General features: G+C 70.0%; 24 protein-coding genes. 12 read left to right on the top strand and 12 right to left on the bottom strand.

Features of this window, described 5'->3' with window-relative positions; translation table 11 throughout:
* The first annotated feature begins 9 nt into the window (after positions 1–9).
* Genes HEB94_RS37200 through HEB94_RS37175 form a run of 6 tightly spaced genes read left to right on the top strand, consistent with a single transcriptional unit; the run spans position 10 to position 5587 of the window.
* Positions 10–807: a VOC family protein gene (locus HEB94_RS37200; protein ID WP_192754179.1), complete on the top strand. Its 798-nt coding sequence runs from the start codon at positions 10–12 to the stop codon at positions 805–807.
* Complete coding sequence (locus tag HEB94_RS37195; protein WP_202896757.1) at positions 804–1811, top strand: aldo/keto reductase; 1008 nt, start codon at positions 804–806, stop codon at positions 1809–1811. The genes HEB94_RS37200 and HEB94_RS37195 overlap by 4 nt, the downstream gene beginning before the upstream one ends.
* A complete protein-coding gene (locus tag HEB94_RS37190; protein WP_192754178.1) occupies positions 1808–3202 on the top strand; it encodes a GH1 family beta-glucosidase in 1395 nt (464 codons plus the stop codon). The genes HEB94_RS37195 and HEB94_RS37190 overlap by 4 nt, the downstream gene beginning before the upstream one ends.
* A 24-nt stretch (positions 3203–3226) precedes the next feature.
* A complete protein-coding gene (locus HEB94_RS37185; protein ID WP_192754177.1) occupies positions 3227–3973 on the top strand; it encodes an SDR family oxidoreductase in 747 nt (248 codons plus the stop codon).
* A 45-nt stretch (positions 3974–4018) separates the two neighbouring features.
* A complete protein-coding gene (locus HEB94_RS37180) occupies positions 4019–4537 on the top strand; it encodes a 2,4'-dihydroxyacetophenone dioxygenase family protein (RefSeq protein WP_192754176.1) in 519 nt (172 codons plus the stop codon).
* Between the two features lie 6 nt (positions 4538–4543).
* Positions 4544–5587, top strand: a complete 1044-nt coding sequence (locus HEB94_RS37175) for a LysR family transcriptional regulator (RefSeq protein WP_192754175.1) — start codon at positions 4544–4546, stop codon at positions 5585–5587.
* On the opposite strand, the gene HEB94_RS37170 is transcribed toward HEB94_RS37175, so the two are convergent.
* Positions 5470–6384: a hypothetical protein gene (locus HEB94_RS37170; RefSeq protein ID WP_192754174.1), complete on the bottom strand. Its 915-nt coding sequence runs from the start codon at positions 6382–6384 to the stop codon at positions 5470–5472. The two genes, HEB94_RS37175 and HEB94_RS37170, sit on opposite strands and share 118 nt — an antisense overlap.
* A 2-nt stretch (positions 6385–6386) precedes the next feature.
* The gene (locus HEB94_RS37165) at positions 6387–7163 is read right to left on the bottom strand and encodes an alpha/beta fold hydrolase (protein ID WP_192754173.1); all 777 of its coding nucleotides are present in this window, start codon (positions 7161–7163) and stop codon (positions 6387–6389) included.
* 281 nt (positions 7164–7444) lie between these two features.
* Here HEB94_RS37165 and HEB94_RS37160 point away from each other — a divergent pair, with 281 nt between their 5' ends.
* The 5 genes from HEB94_RS37160 (at position 7445) to HEB94_RS37140 (ending at position 12888) form a co-directional block, all read left to right on the top strand.
* Positions 7445–8236 carry a lysophospholipid acyltransferase family protein gene (locus HEB94_RS37160; RefSeq protein ID WP_238361735.1) on the top strand — a complete coding sequence of 264 codons (792 nt, stop codon included), beginning with the start codon at positions 7445–7447 and terminating at the stop codon, positions 8234–8236.
* Positions 8237–8313: 77 nt separating this feature from the next.
* Positions 8314–9468: a MacS family sensor histidine kinase gene (macS, locus tag HEB94_RS37155; protein WP_192754172.1), complete on the top strand. Its 1155-nt coding sequence runs from the start codon at positions 8314–8316 to the stop codon at positions 9466–9468.
* Positions 9469–9501: 33 nt separating this feature from the next.
* Positions 9502–10161, top strand: a complete 660-nt coding sequence (locus HEB94_RS37150) for a response regulator (RefSeq protein ID WP_192754171.1) — start codon at positions 9502–9504, stop codon at positions 10159–10161.
* A gap of 206 nt (positions 10162–10367) precedes the next feature.
* Complete coding sequence (locus HEB94_RS37145) at positions 10368–11393, top strand: 6-phosphofructokinase (protein WP_192754170.1); 1026 nt, start codon at positions 10368–10370, stop codon at positions 11391–11393.
* A gap of 166 nt (positions 11394–11559) precedes the next feature.
* Positions 11560–12888: a class II 3-deoxy-7-phosphoheptulonate synthase gene (locus tag HEB94_RS37140; RefSeq protein ID WP_192754169.1), complete on the top strand. Its 1329-nt coding sequence runs from the start codon at positions 11560–11562 to the stop codon at positions 12886–12888.
* A gap of 103 nt (positions 12889–12991) precedes the next feature.
* Here HEB94_RS37140 and HEB94_RS37135 read toward each other — a convergent pair whose 3' ends face one another.
* Together HEB94_RS37135 and HEB94_RS37130 are read right to left on the bottom strand one after the other, a co-directional pair.
* Positions 12992–14260: a mandelate racemase/muconate lactonizing enzyme family protein gene (locus HEB94_RS37135; RefSeq protein WP_337918183.1), complete on the bottom strand. Its 1269-nt coding sequence runs from the start codon at positions 14258–14260 to the stop codon at positions 12992–12994.
* The gene (locus HEB94_RS37130; protein ID WP_192754168.1) at positions 14257–15078 is read right to left on the bottom strand and encodes an RraA family protein; all 822 of its coding nucleotides are present in this window, start codon (positions 15076–15078) and stop codon (positions 14257–14259) included. The genes HEB94_RS37135 and HEB94_RS37130 overlap by 4 nt, the downstream gene beginning before the upstream one ends.
* Positions 15079–15523: 445 nt before the next feature.
* Here HEB94_RS37130 and HEB94_RS37125 point away from each other — a divergent pair, with 445 nt between their 5' ends.
* On the top strand, positions 15524–16582 hold the full coding sequence (locus tag HEB94_RS37125; RefSeq protein WP_337918182.1) for a threonine aldolase family protein: 1059 nt from the start codon (positions 15524–15526) through the stop codon (positions 16580–16582).
* Positions 16583–16679: 97 nt separating this feature from the next.
* Here the strand turns inward: HEB94_RS37125 and aroF are convergent, their stop codons facing one another.
* The 8 genes from aroF to pknB form a co-directional block, all read right to left on the bottom strand.
* Positions 16680–17744 (bottom strand): 3-deoxy-7-phosphoheptulonate synthase, encoded by a 1065-nt coding sequence (aroF, locus tag HEB94_RS37120; RefSeq protein ID WP_192754167.1) that lies wholly within the window; start codon positions 17742–17744, stop codon positions 16680–16682.
* 241 nt (positions 17745–17985) lie between these two features.
* Complete coding sequence (locus HEB94_RS37115; protein ID WP_192754166.1) at positions 17986–18648, bottom strand: molybdopterin-dependent oxidoreductase; 663 nt, start codon at positions 18646–18648, stop codon at positions 17986–17988.
* A gap of 137 nt (positions 18649–18785) precedes the next feature.
* A complete protein-coding gene (locus HEB94_RS37110; RefSeq protein WP_192754165.1) occupies positions 18786–20135 on the bottom strand; it encodes an ABC transporter substrate-binding protein in 1350 nt (449 codons plus the stop codon).
* Positions 20136–20164: 29 nt separating this feature from the next.
* A complete protein-coding gene (locus HEB94_RS37105) occupies positions 20165–21061 on the bottom strand; it encodes a carbohydrate ABC transporter permease (protein ID WP_238361734.1) in 897 nt (298 codons plus the stop codon).
* Between the two features lie 47 nt (positions 21062–21108).
* Positions 21109–22071 carry a carbohydrate ABC transporter permease gene (locus tag HEB94_RS37100; RefSeq protein ID WP_192754164.1) on the bottom strand — a complete coding sequence of 321 codons (963 nt, stop codon included), beginning with the start codon at positions 22069–22071 and terminating at the stop codon, positions 21109–21111.
* A 336-nt stretch (positions 22072–22407) separates the two neighbouring features.
* On the bottom strand, positions 22408–23358 hold the full coding sequence (locus HEB94_RS37095; protein WP_337918181.1) for a DMT family transporter: 951 nt from the start codon (positions 23356–23358) through the stop codon (positions 22408–22410).
* Positions 23355–24422: a deoxyribonuclease IV gene (locus tag HEB94_RS37090; protein WP_337918180.1), complete on the bottom strand. Its 1068-nt coding sequence runs from the start codon at positions 24420–24422 to the stop codon at positions 23355–23357. The genes HEB94_RS37095 and HEB94_RS37090 overlap by 4 nt, the downstream gene beginning before the upstream one ends.
* A 68-nt stretch (positions 24423–24490) precedes the next feature.
* Positions 24491–26419: a Stk1 family PASTA domain-containing Ser/Thr kinase gene (gene pknB / locus HEB94_RS37085; RefSeq protein WP_337918179.1), complete on the bottom strand. Its 1929-nt coding sequence runs from the start codon at positions 26417–26419 to the stop codon at positions 24491–24493.
* Between the last annotated feature and the right edge of the window lie 103 nt (positions 26420–26522).

The following is a 26522-nucleotide window of genomic DNA, read 5'->3' as shown; positions in this document are numbered from 1 at the left end:
ATGCCAGGAATGTCGTACGTCGAGATCGGCGTGTCCGATCTCGGACGTTCGGAGGAGTTCTACGGCGAGCTGCTCGGGCTCGGCGCCGGGTCGGACGCCGATGACACCGACGGGCACCGCGCCAGGTGGCTCGGCGGCGCCGAGCACGGCCGGGTGAAGCTGGTCGAGGTGGGCCCGGATGGCCGCCCCAGTGGGTGGGACCGGGACGACCTGCAGCGCGGGATCCGGCACTTCGGTCTCAAGGTGCGCGGGGTCGACGCCTGGATCGACCGGTTGAAGGCGGCCGGTGTGGAGGTTGCCGCCGGTCCCTTCGACGCCTTCGGCGGCGTCCGGATCGCGTTCTTCTTCGACCCCGACGGTGCCTACCTCGAGTTCGTCGAGGGGTACGTGCAGCACAACGAGCTGTGGTCGGCCGAGCTCGCGCAGGCGGAGGTTGACACCTACGAGGGATGGGACGGCACGCCGCGCTTCGACCATGTGGCGGTCACCGTTCCAGACCTCGACGAGGCGCTCGGCTACTACCGCGACCGTCTCGACTTCGGGGTCGTCGGCCAACTGGTGCGTCCGGAGGATCCGCGCGGCTTCCTCATCACCAACCTGCGCGCCGGCCACGGCACACTGGAGGTCTTCACCTACACCCCACAGACCTACGCCCGGGAGAGCGTGGGTGGATCGGACCGGTTGGGCATCCGCGCGGTCGGCGTGGGTGTCGGGGAAGGTGTCGAGCCCGGCACCGCGCTCGGGCCAGGTGACGTCCCGTTGCACCTCCGCACCGTCGCCGGAACGACCGGGCAGGGGGCCGCGTGAGCGCGCTCGAACTCCGGACGCTCGGGTCGACCGGGCTGCGGGTGACCCCGGTCTGCCTCGGCTGCGGCGTCCTGGGTGGGATGTCCGCGATCTTCGGCTACGACGTGTCCGCCGACCAGGGTGTCGCGACCGTACGCCGGGCTCTCGACAGCCCGGTCAACTTCCTCGACACCTCCGCGGGCTACAGCAACGGGGAGAGCGAACGCCGCGTGGGCGCCGCCGTCCGCGCGCGGGGTGGACTGCCGGAGGGCTTCGTCCTCGCGACCAAGGTCGACCCCGACCCGGTGACCCGCGACTACTCCGGCGCCCAGGTGCTCCGAAGTGCCGAGCAGAGCATCGAACGCCTGGGCATGGACAGCTTCCCGCTGCTCTACCTCCACGACCCGGAGGTAATCGGCTTCGAGGCGGCGATGGCACCCGGTGGTGCTGTCGAGGCACTGGTCAGGCTGAAGAAGGAGGGCGTCGCGGAGCACCTCGGCGTGGCCGGTGGACCCGTCGACATGCTGGAACGCTTCGTCGGCACCGGCGTCTTCGAGGTCGTCCTGACCCACAACCGCTACACGCTGGTGGACCAGTCCGCGCGGGGCCTGCTCCGCACGGCGCACCAGGCGGGCGTGGCGGTGGTCAACGCCGCGCCGTTCGGTGGCGGGATGCTGGCGAAGGGCCCCGACGTCTCGCGGAAGTACGCCTACCGCGAGGCCGACGCCGCGCTGATGGAACGCGTCCGCCGGATGGCGGAGCGCTGCGCCGCCTACGACGTACCCCTCGGCGCCGCGGCACTGCAGTTCTCGATCCGCGAACCCCTGATCGCCTCCACGGTGGTCGGGATCTCCGCGCCGGAGCGCGTCGACCAGACCGTGCGCTGGGCCACCTGGCCGATTCCGGACGAGCTGTGGGCCGAGCTCACCGACCTCGCGGGCGTCAGCGCCGACCCGACCGACCCGACCGACCCCACCGGCCCAACGGACCAGCACGCCCCGCACAGACGAGGAAATGAGCGATGAGCGAGAGCACCGACGCGGCGGCCACCGTGGCGTTCCCCAACGGCTTCGTGTGGGGAGTGGCGACCGCGAGCTACCAGATCGAGGGCGCGGTCGCGGAGCACGGCCGGGCACCCTCCGTCTGGGACACCTTCGCCCACACGCCCGGGAAGATCTCCGACGGCGCCACCGGGGACGTGGCCTGCGACCACTACCACCGCTACGCCGAGGACGTCGGTCTGCTCGCGGACCTCGGTGTCTCGCACTACCGCTTCTCCCTCGCCTGGCCGCGGCTGCAGCCGTCCGGCCGCGGACCGCTCAACCAGGCCGGCGTGGACTTCTACCTGCGGCTGCTGGACGCGCTGCAGGAGAAGGGCGTCCGGCCCTGGGTGACGCTCTACCACTGGGACCTCCCGCAGGCGCTGGAGGACGAGGGCGGCTGGCCCGCCCGGGACACGGCGTACCGGTTCGCCGACTACGCCGTCGCGGTCTATGAGCGGCTGCACGACCGGATCGGCGACTGGACGACGCTCAACGAGCCCTGGTGCTCGGCGTACCTCGGCTACGGCAACGGCCAGCACGCTCCCGGCGTGCGTGACGAACGCGCCGCCCTGCACGCCGCCCACCACCTGCTGCTCGGCCACGGCCTCGCGGTGCGGGGCATGCGGGCAGCGGTGCCCGACTCCGACAACCGGATCGGGATCACGCTGAACCTCTGGCCGGTCACCCCGGTCACCCAGGAGCCGGCAGACGTCGAGGCGGCCCGCCGGGTGGACGGCATCAACAACCGGGCCTTCCTCGATCCGGTGCTCAAGGGTGGCTACCCGGCCGACGTGCTCGCCGACGTCGCCCACATCACCGACACGGCCCACGTCAAGCCCGGCGACGAGGAGACCATCGCCGCGCCGATCGACCTGCTCGGCGTCAACTACTACAGCCCGAGCTACGTCCGCGCCGGTGCGAAGAAGGTCGGCGGCGCCTCGCCGTGGATCGGCTGTGACGACGTGGAGTCGGTGCCGCAGGGCTTCCCCCGCACCGACATGGGCTGGGAGGTCGAGCCGGACGGCCTGCACCGGTTGCTGGTGCGGCTGCGGCAGGACTACCGGCCGCTGCCGATCTACGTCACCGAGAACGGCATGGCACTCCGCGACACCGTGGACGCCGACGGACGGGTCGAGGACCCGGACCGGATCGCCTACATCGACGCACACCTGCGTGCCTGCCGGCAGGCCATCGACGAGGGCGTCGACCTGCGCGGCTACTTCGTCTGGACGCTCACCGACAACTTCGAGTGGTCGTTCGGGTTCAGCAAGAGGTTCGGCCTGGTGCACCTCGACGCCGAGACCCAGGTGCGCACACCCAAGTCGAGTGCGAGCTGGTACGCCCAGGTCGCCCGGACCGGTCAGCTGCCGTAGACCGGCAGGAGAGGGGACGTTCGCGTGCAGGCGGACAGCAGTGCGAGCTCATCGGATCCAAAGCCGTACGACGGCCGCGAGGTCGTGGTCGTCGGCGGCACCGGAGGCATCGGTGGCGCCATCGCCGAACACTTCGGCCGGCTCGGCGCCCGGGTGACGGTGGCCGGGTTACCCGCCCGGGAACCCCTGCCGGCCTCGACCAGCGTCGCCGAGGTGGTCGAGGTCGATGTGTCCCGTTCGGAGGAGCTGGACTCGCTTCTCGCGCGGCAGGAGCGGCTCGACGTCCTCGTGAACAGCGCGGGGATGATCCGGCGGCGGGAGGAGTTCCAGGTCGAGGTCTTCACCCAGGTCCTCGACGTCAACCTCACCGGGACGATGCGGGCGTGCGTGGCGGCGCGTCCGCTCCTTGCCGAGAGCGGGGGCTGCATCGTCAACGTGGCCTCGATGTTGAGCTACTTCGGTGGCCCGCTGGTACCCGCCTACACCGCGAGCAAGGGCGGGGTCGTCGGCCTCACGAGGTCGCTCGCGGTGGCCTTCGCCGAGGACGGGATCCGGGTCAACGCGGTCGCGCCCGGCTGGATCCGCACCGATCTCACCGCCGAGATCCGCGAGGACCCCGACGCCGAACGCCGGATCCTCGACCGCACGCCGCTGCGTCGGTGGGGAACCCCCGACGACGTCGCCGGAGTCGTGACGTTCCTCGCCTCGCCGCAGGCGGCGTTCATGACCGGTGCGGTCGTACCGGTTGACGGGGGCTACCTCGCGGCGTGACCGTCGTCCCGTCCGTTTCGCCGTACCCCAGAAAGGACACACGACATGACCGAGGCCAACGCCCGCGACCTGGTGTTCGGGAAGGTGACCGAGTCCGAGGGCGTCCTTTCGGAGATCGCCGTCGCGGCGATTCCGGAGGACGATCGGGTCTGGGTGGAGCAGGAGCCGAACGTGTGGTTCCGGCCGCTGATGTTCAACACCGTCGTGGGCCAGTGGTGCAACCTGCTGCGGGTCACCCGCTCCGGCGTCGTCTCCCGCCACCGCCACCCCGCGGCCGTCTACGGCTACGTGATCAAGGGCAAGTGGCACTACTACGAGCACCCGTGGATGGCCGAGGCCGGACACTTCGTGTACGAGCCGCCGGGTGAGATCCACACGCTGACCGTGCCCGAGGACTGCCAGGAGATGGTGACCTTCTTCAACATCACCGGCGCGATGATCTACCTCGACCAGGAAGGTCGCCAGGTCGGCTACGAGGACGTCTGGACCAAGATCGAACTCTGCCGCAACCACTACGCCAAGGTCGGCCTGGGCGCCGATTTCGTGGACCAGTTCATCCGGTGAGCCGCCATGGACCTGTCCCAGATCCACCGGTTCCGGCTGGACTGGATCACGAGCTTCGTCGCGGTGGCGCGCCACGGTGGCTTCTCGGCCGCCGCGGCCGCGCTCTACCGCTCGCAGCCGCGGATCAGCATCCACGTCGCGGAACTCGAGCGCGTGTTGGGCGTACGACTCTTCGACCGGTCGGTTCATCCGATCGTGCTCACCCCCGAGGGGCGGGCGCTCCTTCCGCACGCGGAGGCGGTGCTGCTGCACGTCCAGCAGTTGTGCGGCGGGACGCCTGAGGGGAGCGCCAGGGGAGAGGTACGCCTGGCGATCTACCCCAGCGCGGCCGCCTTCCTGTTGCCCGACCTGCTGGTCCAGCTCGGCCGGCTCCACCCGCAGGTCAAGCTCGGGTTGCGGGAGGGCCCGACGGTCCTCCTGGACGAACTCGTGCTGGGGGGTGCCGCCGACCTCGCCGTACGCCCGGTGCTTCCTCCCGTGGAGGGCGGGAAGCTGGACCACAGCGTGTTGTGGCACGAGCCACTCGTGGCCGTCGTCCGGGCCCGCGACCCGCTGGCCCGGCAGGCCTGTGTGGAGCTGACCGAGCTGGCCGGCCTGCGGCTGATCACGATCGGTGAGGGCGAGGAGGAGGCGAGCTCGCAGTTCGAGACCAACCTCGCCTTCGACCAGGCCGGACTGTCACCGCAGGTGGTCTTCCGCAGCAACCAGCCACAGACGCTGGTCGCGTTGGTGCGCCGGGGGCTCGGCATCGGCGTCACCAACGCGCTGGCGATGACGACGTCGAACCTGGAGGGCGTGGGGCTGGTCCCGATCGCTGACGCGCACTACCAGCGCGACGTGGCCCTGTGGTGGCGTTCGGACCAGCCGCCCTCACCGGCGGTCGACGCCGTGCGGGAGCTGATCCGGGCGCTGCCCAGGCCGCGGCCACCCGCTCAGACGATCGCGCCGTCCTCGTCGTCGGGCGGGCCACCCTTCATTCGCAGGACCAGGGTGAGGAACCCGGCGATGAAGGCCACCACGCCGAGCGCGGTGAACCAGCTCGGCACGTAGGAGCTCGCGACGGCGGCGAGCAGGAGCAGCACCGGGCCGCCGAGCAGGGCGGCCCAGCCGACCCTCGCCACCGTGTCGAGCTGGGGCAGCGGCGGCGGCGGGGGCGGAACGAAACGGTCCTCTGTGCCGGCCGGTGGCTTCTCGCGGGTGTCCTCGCCGCCCCCGGACTCAGGGTCGTCACCCGTCGCGCCGGAGTCGCGGCGACGCGCTCCGCCGCCGGAGCCGTCGGCGTCGTTCGAGCCGGCGCGACCGCGGCCCGCGGCGTCGTCCTCGCCGATGTCCTCCAGCGCCGGCCAGCGGGGCACCGCGTCGTCAGGGGTGCGGTCGTAGCCGGCCACGATGTCGGCCCACGCGCGTTCCTCGTCGAAGGTCGCCATCCGCGACGGGTCGGCGTCGGCCTCGGGGGTGCCGGCCGCGGCGTCGGAGGTGTCGCGGTCCGGCTCGACACCGTCGGTCCGGCCGTCGGGGTCGCCCTCGAGGGCCTCGACGGTCTCGACGCGGATCTCGAAGTCGGCGGACCCGTCCGGCTCGGTGTCGGCGATCTCGCCGCGCAGCCGTGGCAGTTGCTCGTTGAGGAGCGCACGGGCCCGGTCCTCCGCCCGCTCGTCGACGTAGAGCCGGTCACAGGGCGTCGCCGGAACCCGGATCTCCAGACACGGCCCGGTCACCGGTTGGCACGGGTCGGCGTACGCGGCCACCTCGGCGCCGGCGAGGATGACCAGCATGGCGTCGGCCACCTCGGGATCGAGGTCGGCGATCGCGACGTACGACTCGGCCTGCAGACCGTTGTCTCGCATCGCTACCTCCCGGAGTTGGTCCTGTCCACCAGTGTCCGGCACAGGCGTTCGACGAAGCCGGCAGTCTCCTCGAAGATGGTCTGCGCGTCATAGTCGAGCGTGGCGACATGGTAGCTGTCGGGCAGGGTGTGTTCCTCGATCTCCCTGGACCCGATTCGAGCACGTAACAGACGCAGGCTCGAACCGTCCAGGACGTGATCCTGCGGCGAGTGGAAGATGACGAGCGGCTGTTCCACCCGGTCCAGGTCGGCGGCGACGACGCGCCAGAGCCGGGTGAGGGAGTACAGCGCCGACAGGGGAGTCCGGTCATAGGACGCCTCGTGCTGGCCGGGCTTGTGGATGTCCCCGCCGACCGCCGCGAGCGAGGGGACGAACCGGTGCAGGACCGGCAGGGCCAGCAGGCGCGGATCACGACTCCAGAGGGCGGGGTTGACGAGGACCACGCCGTCGACGGCCGGGCCGTGGACCTGCGCCAGCCGCAGGGCGAGGCAGCCGCCCATCGACTGGCCACCGACGACCACCACGTCGCAGTGTTCCCGCAGGCCGAGGAACGCCCGCTCCAGGGCGGCGTACCAGTCCTGCCAGCCGGTCCGGTTGAGGTCCTGCCAGCGGGTGCCGTGGCCCGGCAGGCGAGGCGCGGCGACCCGGAAGCCGTTCGCCGCGAGGTACTCGCCCCAGGGCCGGACCGAGGCCGGTGATCCCGTCAGGCCGTGACAGAGCAGGACACCGGTTCGGCCGGTACCGGCGTCCAGGGGCTCGGCATACGACTGGACTCGCACAGGCACGCTCCTAGGACGTTTTTCCTGGTGGCTCGCGCGGAGGAGGAGGAGACACGCCGAGTATCGGTCGCGGGCCTCGCCGATGCCGCACCGGGCCCGGTCTCCGGGCGGATCGGGGCGCACGAGATCCTCGGGGTCGGCTCCCGAGGGCTTTCGGTGAGCACCAACGGGCGCGGCGCTGACGATGCGGCCACCGATACGCGACATCCTGGTGAACAGGGTCGCCGTTGCCCTGGGGTCTTTCGAGGCCTAGGGTCATCGGGCAGAGACGGAGGTGGGGTTTGTTCTATTGGTTCCTCAAGGTCTTCGCCCTGGGCCCGTTGCTCAAGACGGTTTTTCGGCCCTGGGTGGAAGGTCTGGAGAACGTCCCCCGCGAGGGTCCAGCCATCCTCGTGAGCAACCACCTGTCCTTTTCCGACTCGGTGTGGCTGCCGCTGGTCGTACCCCGCCGGATCACCTTCCCGGCGAAGATCGAGTACTTCATCGGCACCGGCATCAAGGGTCGGCTGACGGCGCTGTTCTTCCGCGGCATCGGCCAGGTCCCGATCGACCGCGCCGGCGGCCGGGCCAGCCAGATCGCGCTCGACGCCGGGCTGCGCATCCTCCAGCGTGGTGACCTGTTCGGGATCTACCCCGAGGGCACCCGCTCGCCCGACGGCCGCCTCTACAAGGGCAAGACCGGAGTGGCCCGGCTCGCGCTGGCCTCCGGGGCGCCGGTCCTCCCGGTCGCCATGATCGGCACCGACAAGATGCAGCCGCCCGGCAAGGCGCTGCCCAAGCTGATGCGGCCGGGTGTCCGGATCGGCAAGCCGCTCGACTTCTCCCGGTACGAAGGCATGGAGGACGACAGGTTCGTGCTCCGCTCGGTCACCGATGAGATCATGTACGAGCTGATGGAACTGTCCGGCCAGGAATACGTCGACATCTACGCCCAGCGGTCCAAGGAGGACAGTCAGGCAAAGCGGCGCGCGGTCGAGTCGGGTGACCGACCGGCGTCCGGCTCGGGTAGCGGTGATGCAACGACCACCGACCGGCCCGAGGAGCCTGGCTCCGCCGTCCGCAAAGCGAGCTGAGGGGCTGGCCCCGAGGTCCCGCTCGACCGACTCGGGGTGAGGTCCGCGACGTGGCTGCCGTGAGGAGGGCCCCGCTGATGTCGGCGACCACCGCGGTCGCGCCGGACGCCACCGCGTCGCTGTGGAAGGCGCTAGCCGTCCTGCGTTTCATCCTGCTGGCGCACGCGCTCACGGTCAACGTGCTGCGCTGGCAGCGCTTCGACCACCCCCTGACCGGGTGGCTCGTCCTCACCTGCATCGCCGCCTGGACCCTGATCGTCACCTGGATCTACGACTCGCCCGACCGGCGCCGCTGGCCGGTGCTCGTCGCCGACCTCGCGGTCGCCATCGGCGCGATCCTGATCACGCCGTACGTCCTCAGCGCCGAGATGCTGAACCGGCACGACTTCACGCTGCCGACCTACTGGATCACCGCCGCGGTGATCGCCTGGTCGATCCACAAGGGCTGGATCGGCGGCGTCTGCGCGGCCCTGCTCGTCTGCCCGTTCGACATCGCGAGCCGGGCACACGTCAACACCACGACGTTCAGCAACATCTTCCTGCTGATCCTCGCGGCCGCGGTCGTGGGCTACGCGTCGTCGTTGGTCCGCCAAGCCGCCGCCGACCGGGCCCGGGCCACCGAGCTGGCCGCCCGCACCGCCGAACGCGAACGCCTCGCCCGGGTCGTCCACGACGGCGTCCTCCAGGTTCTCGCCTACGTCGAGCGCCGCGGCAGCGAGCTGGGCGGCGAGGCGGCCGACCTCGCCCGGGCGGCCGGCGAACAGGGCGAGCGGCTGCGCGTCCTCATCAACGGCCGGCACTCCGACGTGACCAGCCGCTCCGACGGCCAGGTCGACATCGGGCGGGAGCTCGCCGGGTTCGCCGCGTCCGGGATCTCGGTCGCGACCCCGGCCGATCCCGTGCCGATGCCACAGGCGGCCGCCGCGGAGTTGGTGGCCGCGGTCGGGGCCGCCCTGGACAACGCCGCGCGGCACGCGCCCGGGGCCCGGGTCTACATCCTGTTGGAGGACGACGGCGAGGCCGTGACGGTGAGCGTCCGTGACAACGGCCCGGGGATCCCCGACGGCCGACTGGCCGAGGCCGTCGCGGCCGGCCGGATGGGCGTGAGCCGGTCGATCGTCGGTCGGATCGAGGAGCTCGGCGGCGCCGCCGCGCTGGTCAGCGGCGTGGGCAAGGGCACCGAGTGGGAGCTTCGGGTGCCTTCGGCCCGAACCAAAGCGGATATCAGGTGACGAAACCACCAGATGGTTGCGTAGGGTCGTCTCATGATCCGCGTGATGGTCGTCGACGACCACCCGATGTGGCGCAGCGCCGTCGCCGGTGACCTCCAGCAGGCCGGTTTCGAGGTGGTCGCCGAGGCGGGTGCGGGCGACGAAGCGCTCCGCCGCGCCGAGGCGAGCCGCCCCCAGGTCGTCGTGCTCGACCTGCAGATTCCCGTGCTCGGGGGGGTCGAGGTGACCCGCCGACTGGTGGAGACGGACCCGGGTGTCCGAGTGCTCATCCTGTCCGCGAGCGCGGAGCAGGTGGACGTCCTCGCCGCGGTCAAGGCGGGTGCCGCCGGCTACCTCGTGAAGTCGGCCTCGCGGGAGGATCTCTTCGACGCCGTAGGCCGCACCGCCGACGGCGACGCCGTCTTCACACCCGGGCTGGCCGGCCTGGTGCTGGGGGAGTTCCGGCGCCTGTCGGGCGGTTCCTCCCGGGTCGAGGAGCCTGTCGCGCCCCAGCTCACCGACCGCGAGACCGAGGTGCTCCGGCTCGTCGCCAAGGGACTGAGCTACAAGGACATCGCGGAGCGGCTCGTGCTCTCCCACCGCACGGTCCAGAACCACGTCCAGAACACCCTCCGCAAGCTCCAGCTGCACAACCGTGTGGAACTCGTCCGCTATGCCCTCGAGAGCGGCCTCGACGACGCCGAGGAGACCTGAGCGAAACGCGTCCTGGTGCCTACGCTGAAGGGGGACGCCGGTAGTCGCCCGGTTGGGGATCTGCCGGCGGGTTCCGGGTCGGTTCCCCGGTGCGGGACGGACGAATGGGCACGATAGGCCCCGGGCCTCGGCCCTCTGGGATGATCCGAACCTGCCGGGACTAGGCTCGACAGGACCTGTTCTTGCAGTCTTGGAAAGGACTGTCAATGCGCGTTGGTGTGCTCACTGGTGGTGGCGACTGCCCCGGACTGAATGCGGTCATCCGGGCCGTCGTCCGCAAGGGCGTGGGCGAGTACGGCTATGAGTTCCTGGGTTTCCGGGACGGCTGGAAGGGCCCGCTCGAGAACGTCACCTGCGAACTCGGTATCCCCCAGGTCCGGGGCATTCTTCCGCGCGGCGGCACCATTCTGGGCTCGTCGCGGACCAACCCCTTCAAGGTCGAGGGCGGCGTCGAGCGGATCAAGGAAAACCTCGCCAGCAACGGCGTCGACGCACTGGTCGCCATCGGCGGCGAGGACACTCTCGGCGTCGCGACCAAGCTGTCCGAGCTGGACGTCAAGGTCGTCGGCGTTCCCAAGACGATCGACAACGACCTCGGCGCCACCGACTTCACCTTCGGCTTCGACACGGCGGTCAACATCGCCACGGAGGCGATCGACCGGCTGCACACGACGGCCGAGTCGCACCACCGGATCGTGGTCGTGGAGGTCATGGGCCGGCACGCGGGCTGGATCGCCCTGCACTCCGGTCTCGCCGGCGGCGCGAACGTCATCCTCATCCCCGAGGTGCCCTTCGACATCGAGAAGATCGTCGAGCACGTCGAGAGCCGCTTCCGCACCAACTACTCGCCGATCATCGTGGTCGCCGAGGGCGCGACGCCCAAGGAGGGCACCTACGCCCTGCACAACGAGGAGCTCGACTCCTTCGGGCACGTCCGCCTCGGCGGGGTGGGCGACATGATCGCCCAGGAGCTGGAGAAGCGGACCGGCAAGGAGGCCCGGGCGGTCGTCCTCGGCCACACCCAGCGCGGCGGCACGCCCACGGCGTTCGACCGTTGGCTCGCCACCCGCTTCGGTCTGCACGCGATCGAGGCCGTGCACGACGGCGACTTCGGCCAGATGGTCGCGCTCCGTGGCACCGACATCGTGCGCGCGCCGCTGGCCGAGGCCACCCGCGAGCTGAAGGTCGTCACCCCGGAGCTGTACGCCGAGGCCGGCGTCCTCTTCGGCTGAGCCGATCCACGTCCGAACCGGGTACTGGGGTCCCGCCGCTCCCGGCGGCGGGTGACCCCGGGCCCGGGAGCGGCCGGCGGTGCTGCGCGGGCGGGCCGGCCCGAATCGAGGCCGCTCGCGGTGGCCCGACGCACGACCTCGCACCGGCGCCACCTACTCTCTTGGCGTGAACTCACTCCAGGCCTGGCGTGCCCTCCCAGCCGCCCAACAGCCGGAATGGCCCGACCAGAGTGCGGTCGAGGCCGCCGCCACCGAGCTGCGGACCTTCCCGCCCCTCGTGTTCGCTGGTGAATGCGACTCGCTCAAGGCGCGGATCGCCGACGTCGCGGTGGGGAAGGCGTTCTTCCTCCAGGGCGGCGACTGCGCGGAGACGTTCAACGGTGTCGGCGCCGACGCGCTGCGCAACAAGCTCCGCACGATCCTGCAGATGTCGGTGGTGCTCACCTACGCCGGCAGCGTGCCGGTGGTGAAGGTGGGCCGGATCGCGGGACAGTACGCCAAGCCGCGGTCGAAGCCGACCGAGGTCCGCGAGGGCGTCGAGCTGCCGGCCTACCGCGGCGACGCGGTGAACGGCTTCGCGTTCACGCCCGAGGAGCGCGTGCCCGATCCGGCTCGGCTGGTCCGGATGTACCACTCCTCCGCGGCCACCCTCAACCTCGCCCGCGCGTTCGTCATCGGCGGTGAGGCCGACCTGCGCCAGGTGCACGCGTGGAACACCGACTTCGTGCGTGACAGCCCGGTGGGGGAGCGCTACGACCGGATGGCCCGTGACATCGACCGGGCCATCGCGTTCATGCACGCGTGCGGCGCCGACCCGGCAGAGTTCCACTCGGTCGACTTCTACGCGAGCCACGAGGCGCTGCTCCTCGACTACGAGGAGGCGATGACGCGCATCGACTCCCGCACCGGCCTGCCCTACGACACCTCCGGCCACTTCCTGTGGGTCGGCGAGCGGACCCGTCAGCTGGACGGTGCCCACCTCGAGTTCGTTCGGCACGTCCGCAACCCGATCGGCGTCAAGCTCGGGCCGGCCACGACCGCCCAGGACGCGCTGACCCTGATCGAGAAGCTCGATCCCGACCGCGAACCCGGCCGGCTGACGTTCATCACGCGGATGGGCGCGAAGAAGATCCGGGACGCCCTGCCGGAGCTGGTGGAGAAGGTCACCGCGAGCGGGGCGACCGTCGCGTGGGTGTGCGACCCGATGCACGGCAACACCTTCGAGACCCCGAGCGGCTACAAGACCCGCCGGTTCGACGACGTTCTGGAGGAGGTGGAGGGCTTCTTCGAGGTCCACCGCTCCCTCGGGACCGTCCCGGGGGGCCTGCACGTCGAGCTGACCGGTGACGCCGTGACGGAGTGCGTCGGCGGCGGTCACGAGCTGGCCGAGGCCGACCTGGTGCACCGCTACGAGACGGTGTGCGACCCGCGCCTCAACCGGGAGCAGTCGCTCGAACTCGCCTTTCTCCTCGCCGAGATGTTGCACCGCTCCTGACTCACCTGACTCGACGAAAACGCCGAAACGCCGACACCGGCCGCTCCGCAGGAGACCCGCGGAGCGGCCGGTGTCGTGTCAGGGATGTCCCTGGGAGCGCGTGCTAACTCCAGAGCCGGTCCCGGCGGTGCTCGGTGTCCCAACTCTCCGTCGACTCGAAGAAACCGGGGTCGGCGGGGTCGAGGTGCTCGCGGAAGAGTTCCTCGTTGATGTCGTCGAACCCCAGCCCCGGCTTGTCCGGGACGGTCAGGTGACCGTCCTCGATCAACGGGCTGGGCAGGCCCGTCACGAGATCGCTCCACCACGGCACGTCGACCGCGTGGTGCTCCAGCGCCAGGAAGTTGTGCGTGGCGGCGGCGATGTGCGCGCTCGCGAGGGTGGCGATCGGTGTGGCGGCCATGTGCAGGGCCATCGCCACACCGTGCTCCTCGGCGAGGTCACCCACCCGCTTGGTCTCCAGGATGCCGCCCGAGGTCGCCGGGTCAGGGTGGATGATCCGGACGGCCTCGGCCTCGAGCAGCGGACGGAAGTTCTCCGCCAGGTAGATGTCCTCACCGGTGCAGGTCGGCGTCGCGAGCGCGGTGGTGAGCTCCCGCCACTGCGCGGTGAACTGCCACGGGATCATGTCCTCGAGCCAGGCGAGGGTGAAGGGCTCGAGAGCGCGGCCGAGGCGGATGCAGGAGTCGATGCCGATGTGGCCGAAGTGGTCGACCGCGAGAGGCACGTCGTACCCGACCGTGTCCCGGACGACCGCCACGTGCTCGACGAGGTGGGCGATGCCCTTGTCGGTGATCCGGATCCCGGTGAACGGGTGCATCACGTCGGTCGTGCCCCGTGCGCCGGGCGGCGTGATCAGCGCACCCGGGACGTCCCACAGCAGGTCGATGCCGAGGTCCATCTTGAGGAACTGGTAGCCGGCCTTGCGCCGACCGAGCAGCCGCTCGGCCAGGACGTGCGGGTCGGGCGAGCGCGGGGTGTCGGCGTAGCAGAGGATCCGGTCGCGGAACTTGCCGCCGGCCAGCGCGTACGCCGGAACGCCGTAGGCCTTGCCCGCGAGGTCCATCAGCGCCATCTCGACACCGCACACGCCGCCGCCCTGCCGGCCGTGGTGGCCGAACTGCTTGATCAGGCGGAACAGCTTGTCGATGTTGCACGGGTTCTCGCCGACGATCCGGCTCTTGAGCAGCAGGGCGAACGTCTTGCTCGCCCCGTCGCGGACCTCACCGTAGCCGGTGATGCCCTGGTTGGTGTCGATCCGGATGATGCTGGATCGGAACGGTACGCCTACCAGCGTCGCGATCCGCAGGTCGGTGATCCGCAGGTCGCTCGGCCGGGAGTGGGTGTTGACCCGATCCAGCAGTTCCTCGCTCACGCGTTCTCCTTCCGCCACCGCTGGAAGTCCTCCTCGATGTGCGAGGCCCAGGTGCCGACGTCGATCTCCGCGCTGGTGTAGATCTGCTCGGAGAGTCGGAGCTTGCCGAACACGTCGCGGACGCGGATGTCCGCGCTTCGTTCGGCGACCCTGGCGGCCAGGTGCGGCGGGATGAAGATCAGCCCGCTCGGGGTGCCGAGGACGACGTCGCCGGGCAGGACGGTCGCCTCGCCGATCTTGACCGGGATGTTGATGCCGGCGAGAGTCACGTCGCGGATCGCCGTGGGGTGGGCGTCGCGGAAGAAGAAGTTGACACCGCCGCCGAGCTGCTCGATGCCCTGAAGGTCGCGGACGCCGCCGTGGATCACCGCGCCGACACCGGTGCGGGCCGCGACCGCGGTGCTGAGGTTGTCACCGACGACCGTGCCGTCGCGGACCTTGCCGAAGATGTCGGTGACCATCACGTCGCCGGGCTGCAGCGTCGCGATGATCCAGGAGTTCTGCTTGTCGGGCTCGCGGTGTCCCTCACGGGCGCCGGCCGCGACGGTGGCGGCGTTGTAGTCGGGCCGGTGCGGGAGGAACTGCGAGGTCACCGCCCGGCCGACCAGGATGGTGCCGGGGTGGGTCTCGCGCCACTCACCGGAGAACTGGCGGTCGTATCCCTCCCTGCGGAGTACGCCCCACGCCTCTTCGGTGGTGGCCAGTCGTAGTTGTTCGAGTACGTCGTCGGGAACCCGGGGCCGACCGTCAGGAAAACGCTCGCCATCCCAGGAGGCGGTGAGCTCGACCAGGGCGTCGGGAGTGGGTTGGATGCGCATGGGTGAAAAGGACCTCCGCACTGTCGATAAACCCGCCGGAATTGGTCGGGAAATGTTCGGCGGCGTTTGGCCGGAAGGCGTTCTCCGGATATTACGAGTGGCCCCAACACGAACACAACGTCGGCACCAGATCTGGCCGCCGGAAACGAGAAGTCCCAGTGCCACAGGGACTCCACGTCCGACATCGGACGGGAATTGCGGCCACGGACTTCAGGGATCGCCGGCGCCTTTTCCATGGACGCCATCCATGGCCGTCGGTCGAGATTGCCGGATCAACGCGGCGAGGACGACGTCGACGTTCCTGACCAATCCGACGTTCCCCGCCCTTCACCGCTGGGTTGCCGAACGCGTACGTCTGCGGCGGCGTTCGGCCCGAGGAACGCGGTGAGCGGGCGCCCGGGCTCCAGGTGACCGGCCGTCGCGGTCGATCGGTTACCGTGCCCTGGTGGCCAGCTCTCAGCACGATGATCTTGTCGACCTGCGCAGCGACACCGTGACCGCACCGACCGAGGGCATGCGCGCCGCGATGGCGCGGGCCGAGGTCGGTGACGACGTCTACGCCGAGGACCCGACCTGCCGCGCCCTGGAGGAGCGGGTCGCCGGCATGCTCGGCAAGGAGGCCGCCCTCTTCACCGCGACGGGATCTCTCGCCAACCTGCTCGGCGTCCGGGCCCTGGTCTCGCCAGGGTCGGAGGTGCTGTGTGAGTCCCGGGCCCACATCGCGCGGGCCGAACTCGGTGCGCACGCCGCGATCTTCGGCGTCACCACCCGCACCTGGGCACACCCACGTGGACTGATCGACCTGGACGCGGTGCACAGCCTGCTGGCACCCGACGCGGGACCCTACTTCGTGTCGACTGCCGCGGTCTCGATCGAGAACACCCACAACTTCGGTGGCGGCAGCGTGCAGCCGCTGGACTCGATGCGCAAGCTGCGGGAGATCGTGGCGCCGGTCGGCGTCGGGGTGCACCTGGACGGTGCCCGGTTGTGGAACGCCAGCGCGGCCACCGGAATCACACCGGGGGAGTACGCCGAGTTCGCCGACACCGCCTCGGTCTGCCTGTCGAAGGGCCTCGGCGCCCCGGTGGGCTCGCTGGTGGCGGGGACGGCGGCCCAGATCGAGGAGGCCCGCGTCTGGCGCAAGCGGCTCGGTGGGGGCTGGCGGCAGGCCGGCGTTCTCGCCGCGGCCGGGCTGTACGCACTCGACCACCACGTGCAGCGGGTGACCGAGGACCACGCGCACGCGCGGCTCCTCGCGGAACGCTTGGCGCAGACCGCGCCGGGGATCGTCGATCCGGCCACGGCGGAGACCAACATCGTCGTCCTCGACCTGGCCGCGGCCGGTGTGGGCCCGGACGCGGGCGAGGTGGCGAGCCGGGCGCGGGAGGCGGGCGTTCTGGTGTCCGTGCTGGGCCCGCGTGCCCTGCGGCTGGTGACGCACCTCGACGTGGACGAGGCGGGCTGCCGGCGGGCGGCCGACGTCCTCGCGGCAGCGCTGTCCTGACGCTGGTCCGAAACAGCACCACGGCCCGGGACACCCCTGGGTCGCGGGCCGTTCGGTCCAGTGCCTGGCCCAGGCAGGTCGGTTCGGGCGGGTCCGCTCAGCTCAGGGTCTGACTCGCCATCTGGCCGCATGGCTGCGCGGGCAGCCGGCCCATCAGCGGCGGCAACTGGCGCACGGCGGAGGCGAGCTCACGTAGCTCGGCGCCGGCGAGTGCCTGCGGGCCGTCGACGAGCGCGTTCTCCGGGTCGGGGTGCACGTCGACGAGCAGACCGTCGGCTCCGGCGGCGATCGCCGCGCGGGCGAGCGGGACGATCAGGTCGCGACGGCCGGCGCAGTGCGTCGGGTCGACCACGACCGGAAGGTGGGAGAGTCGCTGGACGAGCGGGATCGCGGAGAGGTCGAGGGTGGCCTTGGTCGCGGTCTCGAACGTGCGGATTCCGCGTTCGCACAAGACGATCTGGCAGTTGCCGCGCTGGGCGACGTACTCGGCGGCGAGCAGCCACTCGTCGACCGTCGCCTGCATGCCCCGCTTGAGCATGACCGGCTTGCCGCGCCGCCCCACACTGTCCAGGAGGGCGAAGTTCTGCATGTTGGTCGCGCCGATGAGGATCATGTCGGCGTAGGACGCCACGAGATCGACGTCGGCGGGGTCGATCACCTCGCTCACGACGTAGAGCCCGGTGGCCTCGCGTACGTCGGCGAGGATCTTCAACGCGTCCTCGCCCATGCCCTGGAAGGACAACGGTGACGTCCGCGGCTTGTAGGCCCCACCGCGGAGCAGGGTCGCACCCGCGCCCGCGGCGAGTCGGGCCGCCCCGAGGGTCTGCAGCGCACTCTCGACGGCGCACGGCCCGGCGACGAGGGTGAAGGTGCCCGGACCGATCGGGACCGCCCGGCCCTCCGGGCCCACCCACACGGTGGACCGCTCGGCCTGGGCCTGGCTGCTGACCAGCTTGTACGGCGCGGACACCTGCAGCACGGTCGAGACACCCGGCATGCCGGACAGGTTGAGCTCGGTGCGCAGCGAGGGCTCGCCGATGACACCGATGATGGTGCGGGCGAGCCCACGGCTGACGAAGGCCTGGGCGCCCGCCGACTCGATCCGGGCCACCACGGCGTCGAGCTGCGCCTGGGGTGCGCCGGGGTTCATGACGACGACCATGTGAGGCGAACCTCCGATCCTCGCGGCTACGCGAGCGGGCCGTCGAGATGGTGAGCGTAACCGGTCCGCTGCGTGGACCTGACAGGTGCGTCCGGGATCTGGACGTCAATGATCACCTGGTGGGCGGTCCGGCCTTCGGCAGACTCGAACCAGACCGAGCACCAGACCGAGCACCAGACCGAGCACCAGACCGAGCACCGGACCGGGAACCGGACCGCGGTCCGGCCATCCGGGGAGGCGCTCACGCGGGACCCTCGCCCGCCTCCTCCTGGTAGGAGTACCTCGCTCCGGACCATGGGTCACCGATGTTGTGGTAACCGCGTTCCTCCCAGAAGCCGCGCCGGTCCTCGGTGAGGTACTCGATCGCGCGGAGCCACTTCGGCCCCTTCCAGGCGTACAGATGGGGTAGGACGAGACGCAGCGGGCCCCCGCGTTCGGGTGTGAGCGCGGCGCCGTCGACGCCGGTGGCGAGCAGGGTGCTCTCGACCCGCAGGTCGGACAGCCGCAGGTTGGCGGAGTAGCCGTACTCCGCCCAGGCCATGACGTGAGACACGTCCGCGCGTGGGGGCACCAGGTCGAGCAGGGCGGTCGTCGGGACACCGGTCCACGACAGGCCGAACATGCTGAAGCCGTTGACGCAGTGCAGGTCGCCCCGAACGGTCACGTGGGGCAGCCGGTCGAGCGTGGCGCGATCGAGGACGTGTTCCTCGCCGCTCGCCGTCGCACCGGTCACCCGGAAGTCCCACAACTGCGGATCGGTGCGCCTGGGAACCGGCCCGTAGTGCACGACCTTCCACGTCTCGGCGCGGCGTTGTCCGGCCGGGACACCGTGGCGGGCGTCGATCTCGGCCCCGGTGGCCGTGGTGACGCGGGTCCGCATGCGGCGGCTCTGCACGCTTGTCATGGTCGCAGATGTCACAGCGGGACGCGCGACGAGGTGGGAATCGGCGACGACCGGAAGGCCGGACCCGGTGACTGACCCGGGCCCGGCCTTCCCACCGGAGGTGTCCTGCGACCTTCGCAGGTTCGGTTGTCCGGGTGCTACTCGGTGTGCGTCGGGAGCGTGAACGGACAGAACTGACCCATCTGCGGCCCGGCCCGGTCCTGTGCCTTGGCCAGCGCGTTCGCCGGCGTCTCCTCGCCGATGAGCACACCGGACTGCGCGGCGTCCATCGAGTCGGAGATCTGGGCGCCGACGGGCAACGGCGGCCGGGAGGTGGTGAACTGCACCATGCTGGGGAAGATGCCCTGGTCGCCTGTCACGCTCTTGTCGTCGACCAGGCTCTGCCAGGTCGGGATCTTGCTCGCTGCCTTCGCGTAGAGGCGTTGACCGGGCTCGCCGGCCATGAACTTCATGAACTTCCAGGTGAGTTCCTGGTTCGGGGCACCCTTCGGCATGGTCAGCGCGAAGCCGCCGGCCCAGGTCACGGGGTCGTCACCCTCCTTCGGCACCGGGAGGTAGGTCACGCCGTAGTCGAGCTTGGGTGCGTACTGCTTGATGTTGCCGAGGTTCCAGTTGCCGTCGATCGCCATGCCGATCCGGCCGGTGAACAGCGGCGACTGGGTGGGCGGCTGGTTGGGCGGGCGGTACTTCGCCAGGAACGCCTGCACGCGTTGGTAGTCGAACTCCTTCGACCAGGTGGAGAACTCCTGCATGGTGGTCAGCCAGCCCGGGCTGTCGAGAGTGAGCGCGCAGTCGTCGTTGTCGAACCACTCGGCCTTGTTGATGATCGCCCAGGTGGCGTGGAAGCCCTGCCCGTCCCAGGGGATGAAGCCCATCCGGGTGTAGTTGCCCCGGCTGTCCTTCTGGTCGATCTTCTTGGCCATGGCGATGAGCTCGTCGACCGTCGGCGGGCCGTTCTTCGGGTCGAGCACCTCCGGGTCGATGCCGGCGTCGCGCAGAACCGCCTTGTTGTAGTAGAGACCGCGCACGTCGGTGTCGAACGGCAGCGCGTACATGTCGCCCTTGTACGTCGCTTCGTCGGCGGCGTAGGGCAGGTACTTGCTCCGGAGGTTCTCGCCGTCCGCGTCAATCTTTGGTTGCAGATCCTCGAAGAGTCCCACCGAGGCGGCCTGGGCGGTGGTGAACCTGTCGATGATGTAGACGTTGGGCGGTGTCTCGCCGCGGACCGCCGCGATCAGGGCCGCGGAGTCCCCGGTGAACTGTCCGGCCTTGGGCACGATCTGCACCTCGACGCCCGGGTTCGCCTTCTCGAAGGCGTCGATGATCAACTTTTGTGCGGCGAGTTCGCGCTCGCCGCCGAGTTGGGTCCAGACGAGAAGGTGTTGGTTGGAGTTGCTTCCCGAACACGCCCCGGCGGTCCCGGCCACCAGCAGCATGGCGAGCAGTGCGAGCAGGACCCGCCGACCGCGGCTCGATGACAGCCTCATGTGTGCACGTCCTCTCGACGCCCGGCCCCTCACTTGAAGCTCCCGAGGGTGATGCCGCTGATGAAGTACTTCTGCGCGGCGAAGAACAGGATCACCAGCGGAGCGAGGATCATCAGCGACGCGGCCATCAGCAGGCTGAACTGCACGTCGTGGGTGCTCCGGAACGCCTGGATGCCGATCGCCAGCGTCTGCTTGGCCTCGTCCTGGAGATAGAGCAGTGGACCGAGGAAGTCGTTCCATGCCCCTACGGCGGTGAAGATGGCCACCGCGGCGACGGCGGGTCGTGCCATGGGGAACACGACCTGCCAGAGGATGCGCCACTCGCTGGCGCCGTCGATGCGTGCTGCGTCGAGGTGCTCACGGGGGATCTGCAACAGGAACTGTCGCAGCAGGAAGATGAAGAACGCGCTGCCCAGGAAGTGCGGAACGACCAGCGGCAGGAAGGTGTTGATCCAGTGCAGCCAGGCGAACAGGTCGAACGTCGGGATCAGCGCGATCGGGAACGGGATGAACAGCGTGGCCAGGACGATGTAGAAGACCCGGTCGCGTCCACGCCAGTCCAGGCAGGCGAAACCGTAGGCGACGATCAGGTTGGAGACGATCGACCCGATCACACTCAGCACGGTGATGAGGAGTGAGTTGCCGAAGTACGTCGCGAACGGAAATGCCTGGAAAGCCTCTACGTAGTTTCCCCACTGGATATTGTGCGGAAATATTGTCGCGGGTGTGATACCGAGTTCTTCGTTGGATTTCAACGAAGTGATGAGCATCCAGTAGATCGGCAGGAGGAAGAGCGCCGACATCGCGATGAGGAAGATGCGTACGCCAATGCGGTCCCAGAGAACGCGGAGGTTCTGCGCTCCTGTCGACATCACCGGGCCGGTGTCCCCGCTACGAGCGGTGGGTGTCTCGGTTTGCGTAGCCATGGTGGGTCCTTCGCAGCTTCAGTGTCGTGGCCGGATGTACTCGTTTCTCAGGAGGCGACTTCGTAATTAACGAAACGTCGCGAGACCTGGTAGACGAGCAGTGCCAGGACGACGCCGACGAGGAAGAGGACGACAGCGAGTGCGGACGCATAACCGAGATCCGCATAGCTGAACGCGTTGCGGTAGAGGTAGAGCATGTAGAACATCGTGCCGTTGTTGGGTCCGCCGTTGGTCATGATGTAGGCCTGGGTGAAGACCTGCAGACCCGCGCTGATCCCGGTGATGAGGTTGAACAGGATCGACGGCGTGAGCAACGGCATGGTGATCCGGAAGAACGACTGGGCCGCACTGGCGCCGTCGATACGGGCCGCCTCGTAGAGAGTCCTCGGGATGTTGTTGAGTCCCGCGAGGAAGATCAGGGCCGCGTTTCCTGCCCCGAGCTGGGCCATCGCCACGATGACGAGTTTGGCACTGGTCGCGTTACCGGTCAGGAAGTCGCGTTCCTGGCCACCAAAGAGCGTGATGACCTGGTTGACGATGCCGGTGCCCGGATTGACCAGCACGAGAAAGATGAACGACAGTGCGAAGACCGGGGCCAGCGACGGGAGGTAGAGGATGGTGCGGTAGGCCGCGACCTCACGGACGTTGCGGTTCATCGCGAGGGCGAGGAGCAGGGAGACCACCAGGCCTACCGGAACCGCCCAACCCGAATAGAAGAGCGTGTTGAAGATGGATGTCCAGGCCAGTGGGTCCTGGAACATCCGGGTGTAGTTGGCGAGACCCTGCCACTGCGGCGACTGCATGCCGCTGTATTTCGTCAGGCTGATGATCGCCGAGTAGAAGATGGGGAACACGACAAAGGCGAGCGTGCCGAGGATCCACGGACTGATGAACAACAGGCCCTTGGTGAGGTTGGCCTTTTCGCGTGGACTCCAGGTCCCACGCCGCGACGGTGCCTGCCGGACTGCGGTGGTCCCCGTCGCGTCTTGCGTTGTTGCAGTCAAAGTCATTCCTCCGGTGAGTCGGGTGCGTCTTGGGGACCTGCCCTCCTTCCGTGTGGACTCTTCGCCTACGCAGGGAGCCTGGGAGCGATTCCAGGGTCGTTCGATTGGGGCATCTTCCTCGTACAACGTGGGAATTGGCAGGCGCTTACCGATCTTGGCCCCTGCGGACCCGCACCGGATGGGCTCGTGCCGTGGTGACGACAAGTCGGCTGCCCCGACCCGACGGTCAGGGAAGCTTCCGTTGACGTCCGTGCGACAGAGAATGACGGGCAACCGGGCTTGAATCAACCCCGGCAACTAGCGGTAGCCGATGTGGAACGCTTTGTGTAAAAGGCAGGTCGGCTACACCGGGAGGTGCGGAGTTTCGTCCTCGAGCCGGCGTCGTGGAGCGAGTTCGGCCGTGTACATGGCGGCAAGAATGAGTCCGCCTCCGGCCACCATCCGGAAGGTGAGGAGTTCGCCGCCGAACAGGACGGCGAAGAACGACGCCCAGACCGGCTCCATGCACATGATGACCGCGGCGCGGGTCGGCGGGAGGTGCGCCTGCGCCCAGGTCTGCATGACCAGCGCGAACGCGCCGGCCACCAGCGCCATGTACAGCACCGCAAGCCAGTCGCCTGCCCGGTGCGGTACGGTCATTCCTCCGGGTAGTGCCGCGAGCACGCAGACGCACGCGATGACCGCGATCTGGACGACCGAGAGCCCGAAGGCGTCCCGATGGTTCGTCCAGGCGCCGACGCCCACGATGTGGAGCGCGTAGAGGGCGGCGGACAGCAACGTCAGCGTCTCGCCGAAGCCGAACGACAGCCCGCGCAGGGCGAGGACGGCGAGCCCGGCGGTTGCGAGGGCCACCGCGAGCCAGGTGAAGCGGCCGATCCGTTGTCGGAGGAGGAGACCGGCGAGCACCGGCGTGAGGACGACGTACATCCCGGTGACGAAGCCCGACACCGACGCGGAGGTGTGTGCGAGCCCTTCCGTCTGCAGGATCTGGGCGAGGCCGTAGACGAGGCCGAGCGCGATGCCGCGCCTGCGCGCGGTCGGGCTCAGGCGGCGAACGGAGGGGAACGCGAAGACCAGCAGGACCACCGCGGCAACCGCGAACCGCAGCGCGAGGAAGTCCAGCACCGGCACCCGCGTGACCAGGTCCTTGATGAGGAAGAACGTCGAGCCCCACACGGCGGTGACCGCCAGGAGCCCGAAGACGGCCATCAGGGCGGGCCCTCGGACCGTGGCAGGGTGCTCGGGGGATCCGGAGTGCGTGGAACGCGGCTGTCCCGCCTGCCCGGCGCTCACCGGTCCCTCGACCACTTGAGCAGCGCGAGGTCCTCCCGCGACGCCTGGTCGCCGCCAGGGGTCTCCAGGACGATCGGCACGCCGCTCATCGCCGGGTGGCGGACGAGTGCGTCGAACGCGGGGACGCCGATGTGGCCCTGGCCGATGCGCTCGTGCCGGTCCCGGAGGCTGCCACGCGGGTCCTTGGAGTCGTTGGCGTGGACCAGTCGCAGCCGGCCCGGGCCGACGAGGTCCACCAGTCGGTCGAGCGTCCGCGCCATCCCGTCGGGCTCGTCGAGCGGTGCCCCCGCGGCGAACACGTGGCAGGTGTCCAGGCAGACGCCGAGCATGGGGTGCCCGTCGAGCGCGTCGAAGTAGGCGGGCAGATCCTCCAGTCCGGCGCACAGCGACCGGCCCTGACCGGCCGTGGGTTCGAGGAGCAGCGGGGGAGCGCCGTCGGGGAGCGCGTCCAGCAGTGGCAGGACCGCCTCCCGGACCTGCCGCATCGCCTGGTCGTAGCCGCCTTCCGCCACACAGGAGCCGGTGTGGACCACGACACCTCGTGCGCCGATCGTCTGGGCGCGGGCGAGGTTGTGCGCCACGACGTCGATGGAGCGCCGCAGTGTGTCCGGCGTGGGGGAGCCGAAGTTCACGAGGTACGGCGTGTGCACGAACGCCGGCACGCCCGCCTCCTCGCACAGCGAGCGGAACCTCTCGTCCTCGGCGGGGTCGCCGGCCGCGATGGCCCAGCCGCGCGGATTGCCGACGAACACCTGCAGCGTCTCGGCGCCGATCTCGCCCGCCTTGCGGAAGGCACCCTTGGCGAGGCCGCCCGAGACGGCCACGTGGCAGCCGACGGGTGGATCCAGGCGGCGGGCGGTACGTGGCGCGGACGCGTCGTCACCAGCGGTGGTGGGAGCCGCCTGCCTGGCCCGCGTCCGGGCGGGCGCCGGCGTGGACTTCGAGGTGGACTTCGGCCGCGCGGCCTTGGTCGACCGACCCGTGCGCGTCGGCTTGGCGGCCTTGCTGGGTTGGGCGGTCCGGGCGGTCCGGGCGGTCCGGGCGGAGGGCGGGGACGGCGACACCACCCCACCCTCTCAGATGCCCGCTGGAGCGCGTGGACGCGGAGGTGCCTGGCGGCGCGACCGCCGGCTCAGACGATCTCGATGACGATGGTGGAGCCGACCCGCGCCATGGATCCAGGGTTGGGCGCCTGGCTCACGACCACCCGCAGCCCGACGAAGACGGCGTTCTGGCGAACCTCCACCTGGAACCCGGCGTCGGTGAGGGTCTGGCGGGCCTGGTCCTCGGGCATCCGCGCGACGTCGGGGACCTGGGCGAACTCCGGCCCCTTGGAGACGACCAGCGCGATGTTGTCGCCACGGAAGACCTGGCTCGGGACTGGCTGCTGGCTGATGACCTGACCGGACGGAACCGTGTCGGAGAAGGTCTCGGAGTTCGTCACCGTCAGTCCGAGCCCCATGAGGGTCTGCCTCGCCTGGTCGAACGGCGTGTTGACGACGGAGGGCAGGTCGATGGGTTGGCGTCCCTTGCTGATGACGAGTGACACCCCGCTGTTGCGGCGCAGCGGTGTGTCCGCGCTGGGGGAGGTGGAGATGATCCGGCCCTCGGCGACGCTGTCACTGAACGACTCCTGGATGCCCTGGACCCGCAACCGGGCTTCGGTGAGGAGGTCACGGGCCCGTTCCTCGGAGACGCCGACGAGCTTGGGGACGTCGTGGAGCTCCGGTCCGAGTGACACCCAGACCTGGACCGGACCGCCCCGCCAGGTCCGCTCGTGCTGCGTGGGCACGCTGCGGACGACGTGTCCCTTCTCGACCTTCTCGTCGAAGACCTGACCGGCGACGACGAACCGGACGCCGGCCTGCTCGCCGAGCGCGCGGAGCCGACCCTGGGCGAAGTCGACCACCGGAGGCACCCTCGTGAAGGGGCCGACGGCGGTGAGGAAGGCGCCGCCTCCGGCCGCCAGGAACAGCAGCACGACCAGGCCGCCGATGGCCGGCGTCCGCTGCCACCAGGGACGGCGCCGCCGGGGCTCGGGCGGGACCTCGGAGTCGGAGGTGTCGTCCGGGTCCGGCCGGTCGGGGTTGAGGACGGTCGAGGATCCGGGCGCCACCGACGCCGCCCGGAGCTGCTCCAGCGGAGCGATCAGCGTGTGTTCGTGCGTCGGCTGTCGGCGGAAGACCGTGAGGTCCTGGGTCAGCTCGGGGTCGTCGACTCCCTCTCGCAACGCGGTGCGGGCGCGGCGGAGGTGGTGGAGAAAGACCCTCGCGTCCGCCGGGCGTACCGCCGGGTCGCGCGCCGTGGCGCGGAGCACCAGCGCATCGATGAAGGCCGGGATGCCGGGGGCGGACCTGGAGGGTTCGGGCACGTCCTCGTTGACATGCTTGTAGGCCACCTGGATCGGTGACTCCCCCTCGTGCGGCTTCGCGCCGACGAGCATCTCGTAGAGCATGATGCCGGCCGCGTAGACGTCGGCCCGGGCGTCGGCGACACCGTGGGTGACCTGCTCGGGAGCGAGGTAGGACACGGTGCCGATGAGCAGGCCCTGGGTGGCCGTGCTGGTGGCTGTCGACACCGCCCGCGCCAGGCCGAAGTCGGCGACCTTCACGGAGTTGTCGAGGCTGAGCAGGACGTTCTCGGGCTTGACGTCGCGGTGGACGAGTCCGGCCTCGTGTGCCACCGCCAGGGCCTGCAGGACCTCGTCCAGGAACCCGAGCGCGCGCGAGGGCGACATCGGGCCCTCGTCGCTCAGCGCCTGGCGCAGCGTCCGGCCGGGGACGTACTCCATCGTGAGGTACGGCGTGCCGTCGTCCTCGCCCTGGTCGAACACCGCCACCACGTTCGGATGGGAGAGGCGGGCGGCGGATCGGGCCTCACGTTGGAAGCGGCGTAGGAAGTCGGCGTCCTCGACCAGTCCTGCGTGCAGCACCTTGACCGCGACCGTGCGGTCGAGCCGGGTGTCGAGAGCCTCGTAGACCGTGGCCATGCCGCCGCGCGCGACGCGGCGCCCCACGCGGTACCTGCCGTCGAGCAGGCGACCAACCAGGGGATCGCTCACCGTCACTTCCACGCGAGTCCTCGCTGAGTTTTCGGTTCGGACCTCACGAGTGTAGAGACACCACGTGAGAACGTCGGGAGGCCGCGCCGACCACGGGCCCGCA

It is taken from the genome of Actinopolymorpha pittospori, from assembly GCF_014873875.1.
Taxonomy (GTDB): domain Bacteria; phylum Actinomycetota; class Actinomycetes; order Propionibacteriales; family Actinopolymorphaceae; genus Actinopolymorpha; species Actinopolymorpha pittospori.
The sequence above is the reverse complement of the archived record's forward strand: the minus strand, read 5'-3'. Positions and strand labels throughout refer to the sequence as shown.

Excerpts from the sequence above, each read along its gene's own strand:
- HEB94_RS37200 (WP_192754179.1), top strand. The coding sequence starts at position 10 with ATGTCGTACGTCGAGATCGGCGTGTCCGATCTCGGACGTTCGGAGGAG.
- HEB94_RS37190 (WP_192754178.1), top strand. The coding sequence starts at position 1,808 with ATGAGCGAGAGCACCGACGCGGCGGCCACCGTGGCGTTCCCCAACGGC.
- HEB94_RS37180 (WP_192754176.1), top strand. The coding sequence starts at position 4,019 with ATGACCGAGGCCAACGCCCGCGACCTGGTGTTCGGGAAGGTGACCGAG.
- HEB94_RS37175 (WP_192754175.1), top strand. The coding sequence starts at position 4,544 with ATGGACCTGTCCCAGATCCACCGGTTCCGGCTGGACTGGATCACGAGC.
- HEB94_RS37170 (WP_192754174.1), bottom strand. The coding sequence starts at position 6,384 with ATGCGAGACAACGGTCTGCAGGCCGAGTCGTACGTCGCGATCGCCGAC.
- macS (WP_192754172.1), top strand. The coding sequence starts at position 8,314 with ATGTCGGCGACCACCGCGGTCGCGCCGGACGCCACCGCGTCGCTGTGG.
- HEB94_RS37150 (WP_192754171.1), top strand. The coding sequence starts at position 9,502 with ATGATCCGCGTGATGGTCGTCGACGACCACCCGATGTGGCGCAGCGCC.
- HEB94_RS37145 (WP_192754170.1), top strand. The coding sequence starts at position 10,368 with ATGCGCGTTGGTGTGCTCACTGGTGGTGGCGACTGCCCCGGACTGAAT.
- HEB94_RS37130 (WP_192754168.1), bottom strand. The coding sequence starts at position 15,078 with ATGCGCATCCAACCCACTCCCGACGCCCTGGTCGAGCTCACCGCCTCC.
- aroF (WP_192754167.1), bottom strand. The coding sequence starts at position 17,744 with ATGGTCGTCGTCATGAACCCCGGCGCACCCCAGGCGCAGCTCGACGCC.
- HEB94_RS37115 (WP_192754166.1), bottom strand. The coding sequence starts at position 18,648 with ATGACAAGCGTGCAGAGCCGCCGCATGCGGACCCGCGTCACCACGGCC.
- HEB94_RS37110 (WP_192754165.1), bottom strand. The coding sequence starts at position 20,135 with ATGAGGCTGTCATCGAGCCGCGGTCGGCGGGTCCTGCTCGCACTGCTC.
- HEB94_RS37105 (WP_238361734.1), bottom strand. The coding sequence starts at position 21,061 with ATGGCTACGCAAACCGAGACACCCACCGCTCGTAGCGGGGACACCGGC.
- HEB94_RS37100 (WP_192754164.1), bottom strand. The coding sequence starts at position 22,071 with ATGACTTTGACTGCAACAACGCAAGACGCGACGGGGACCACCGCAGTC.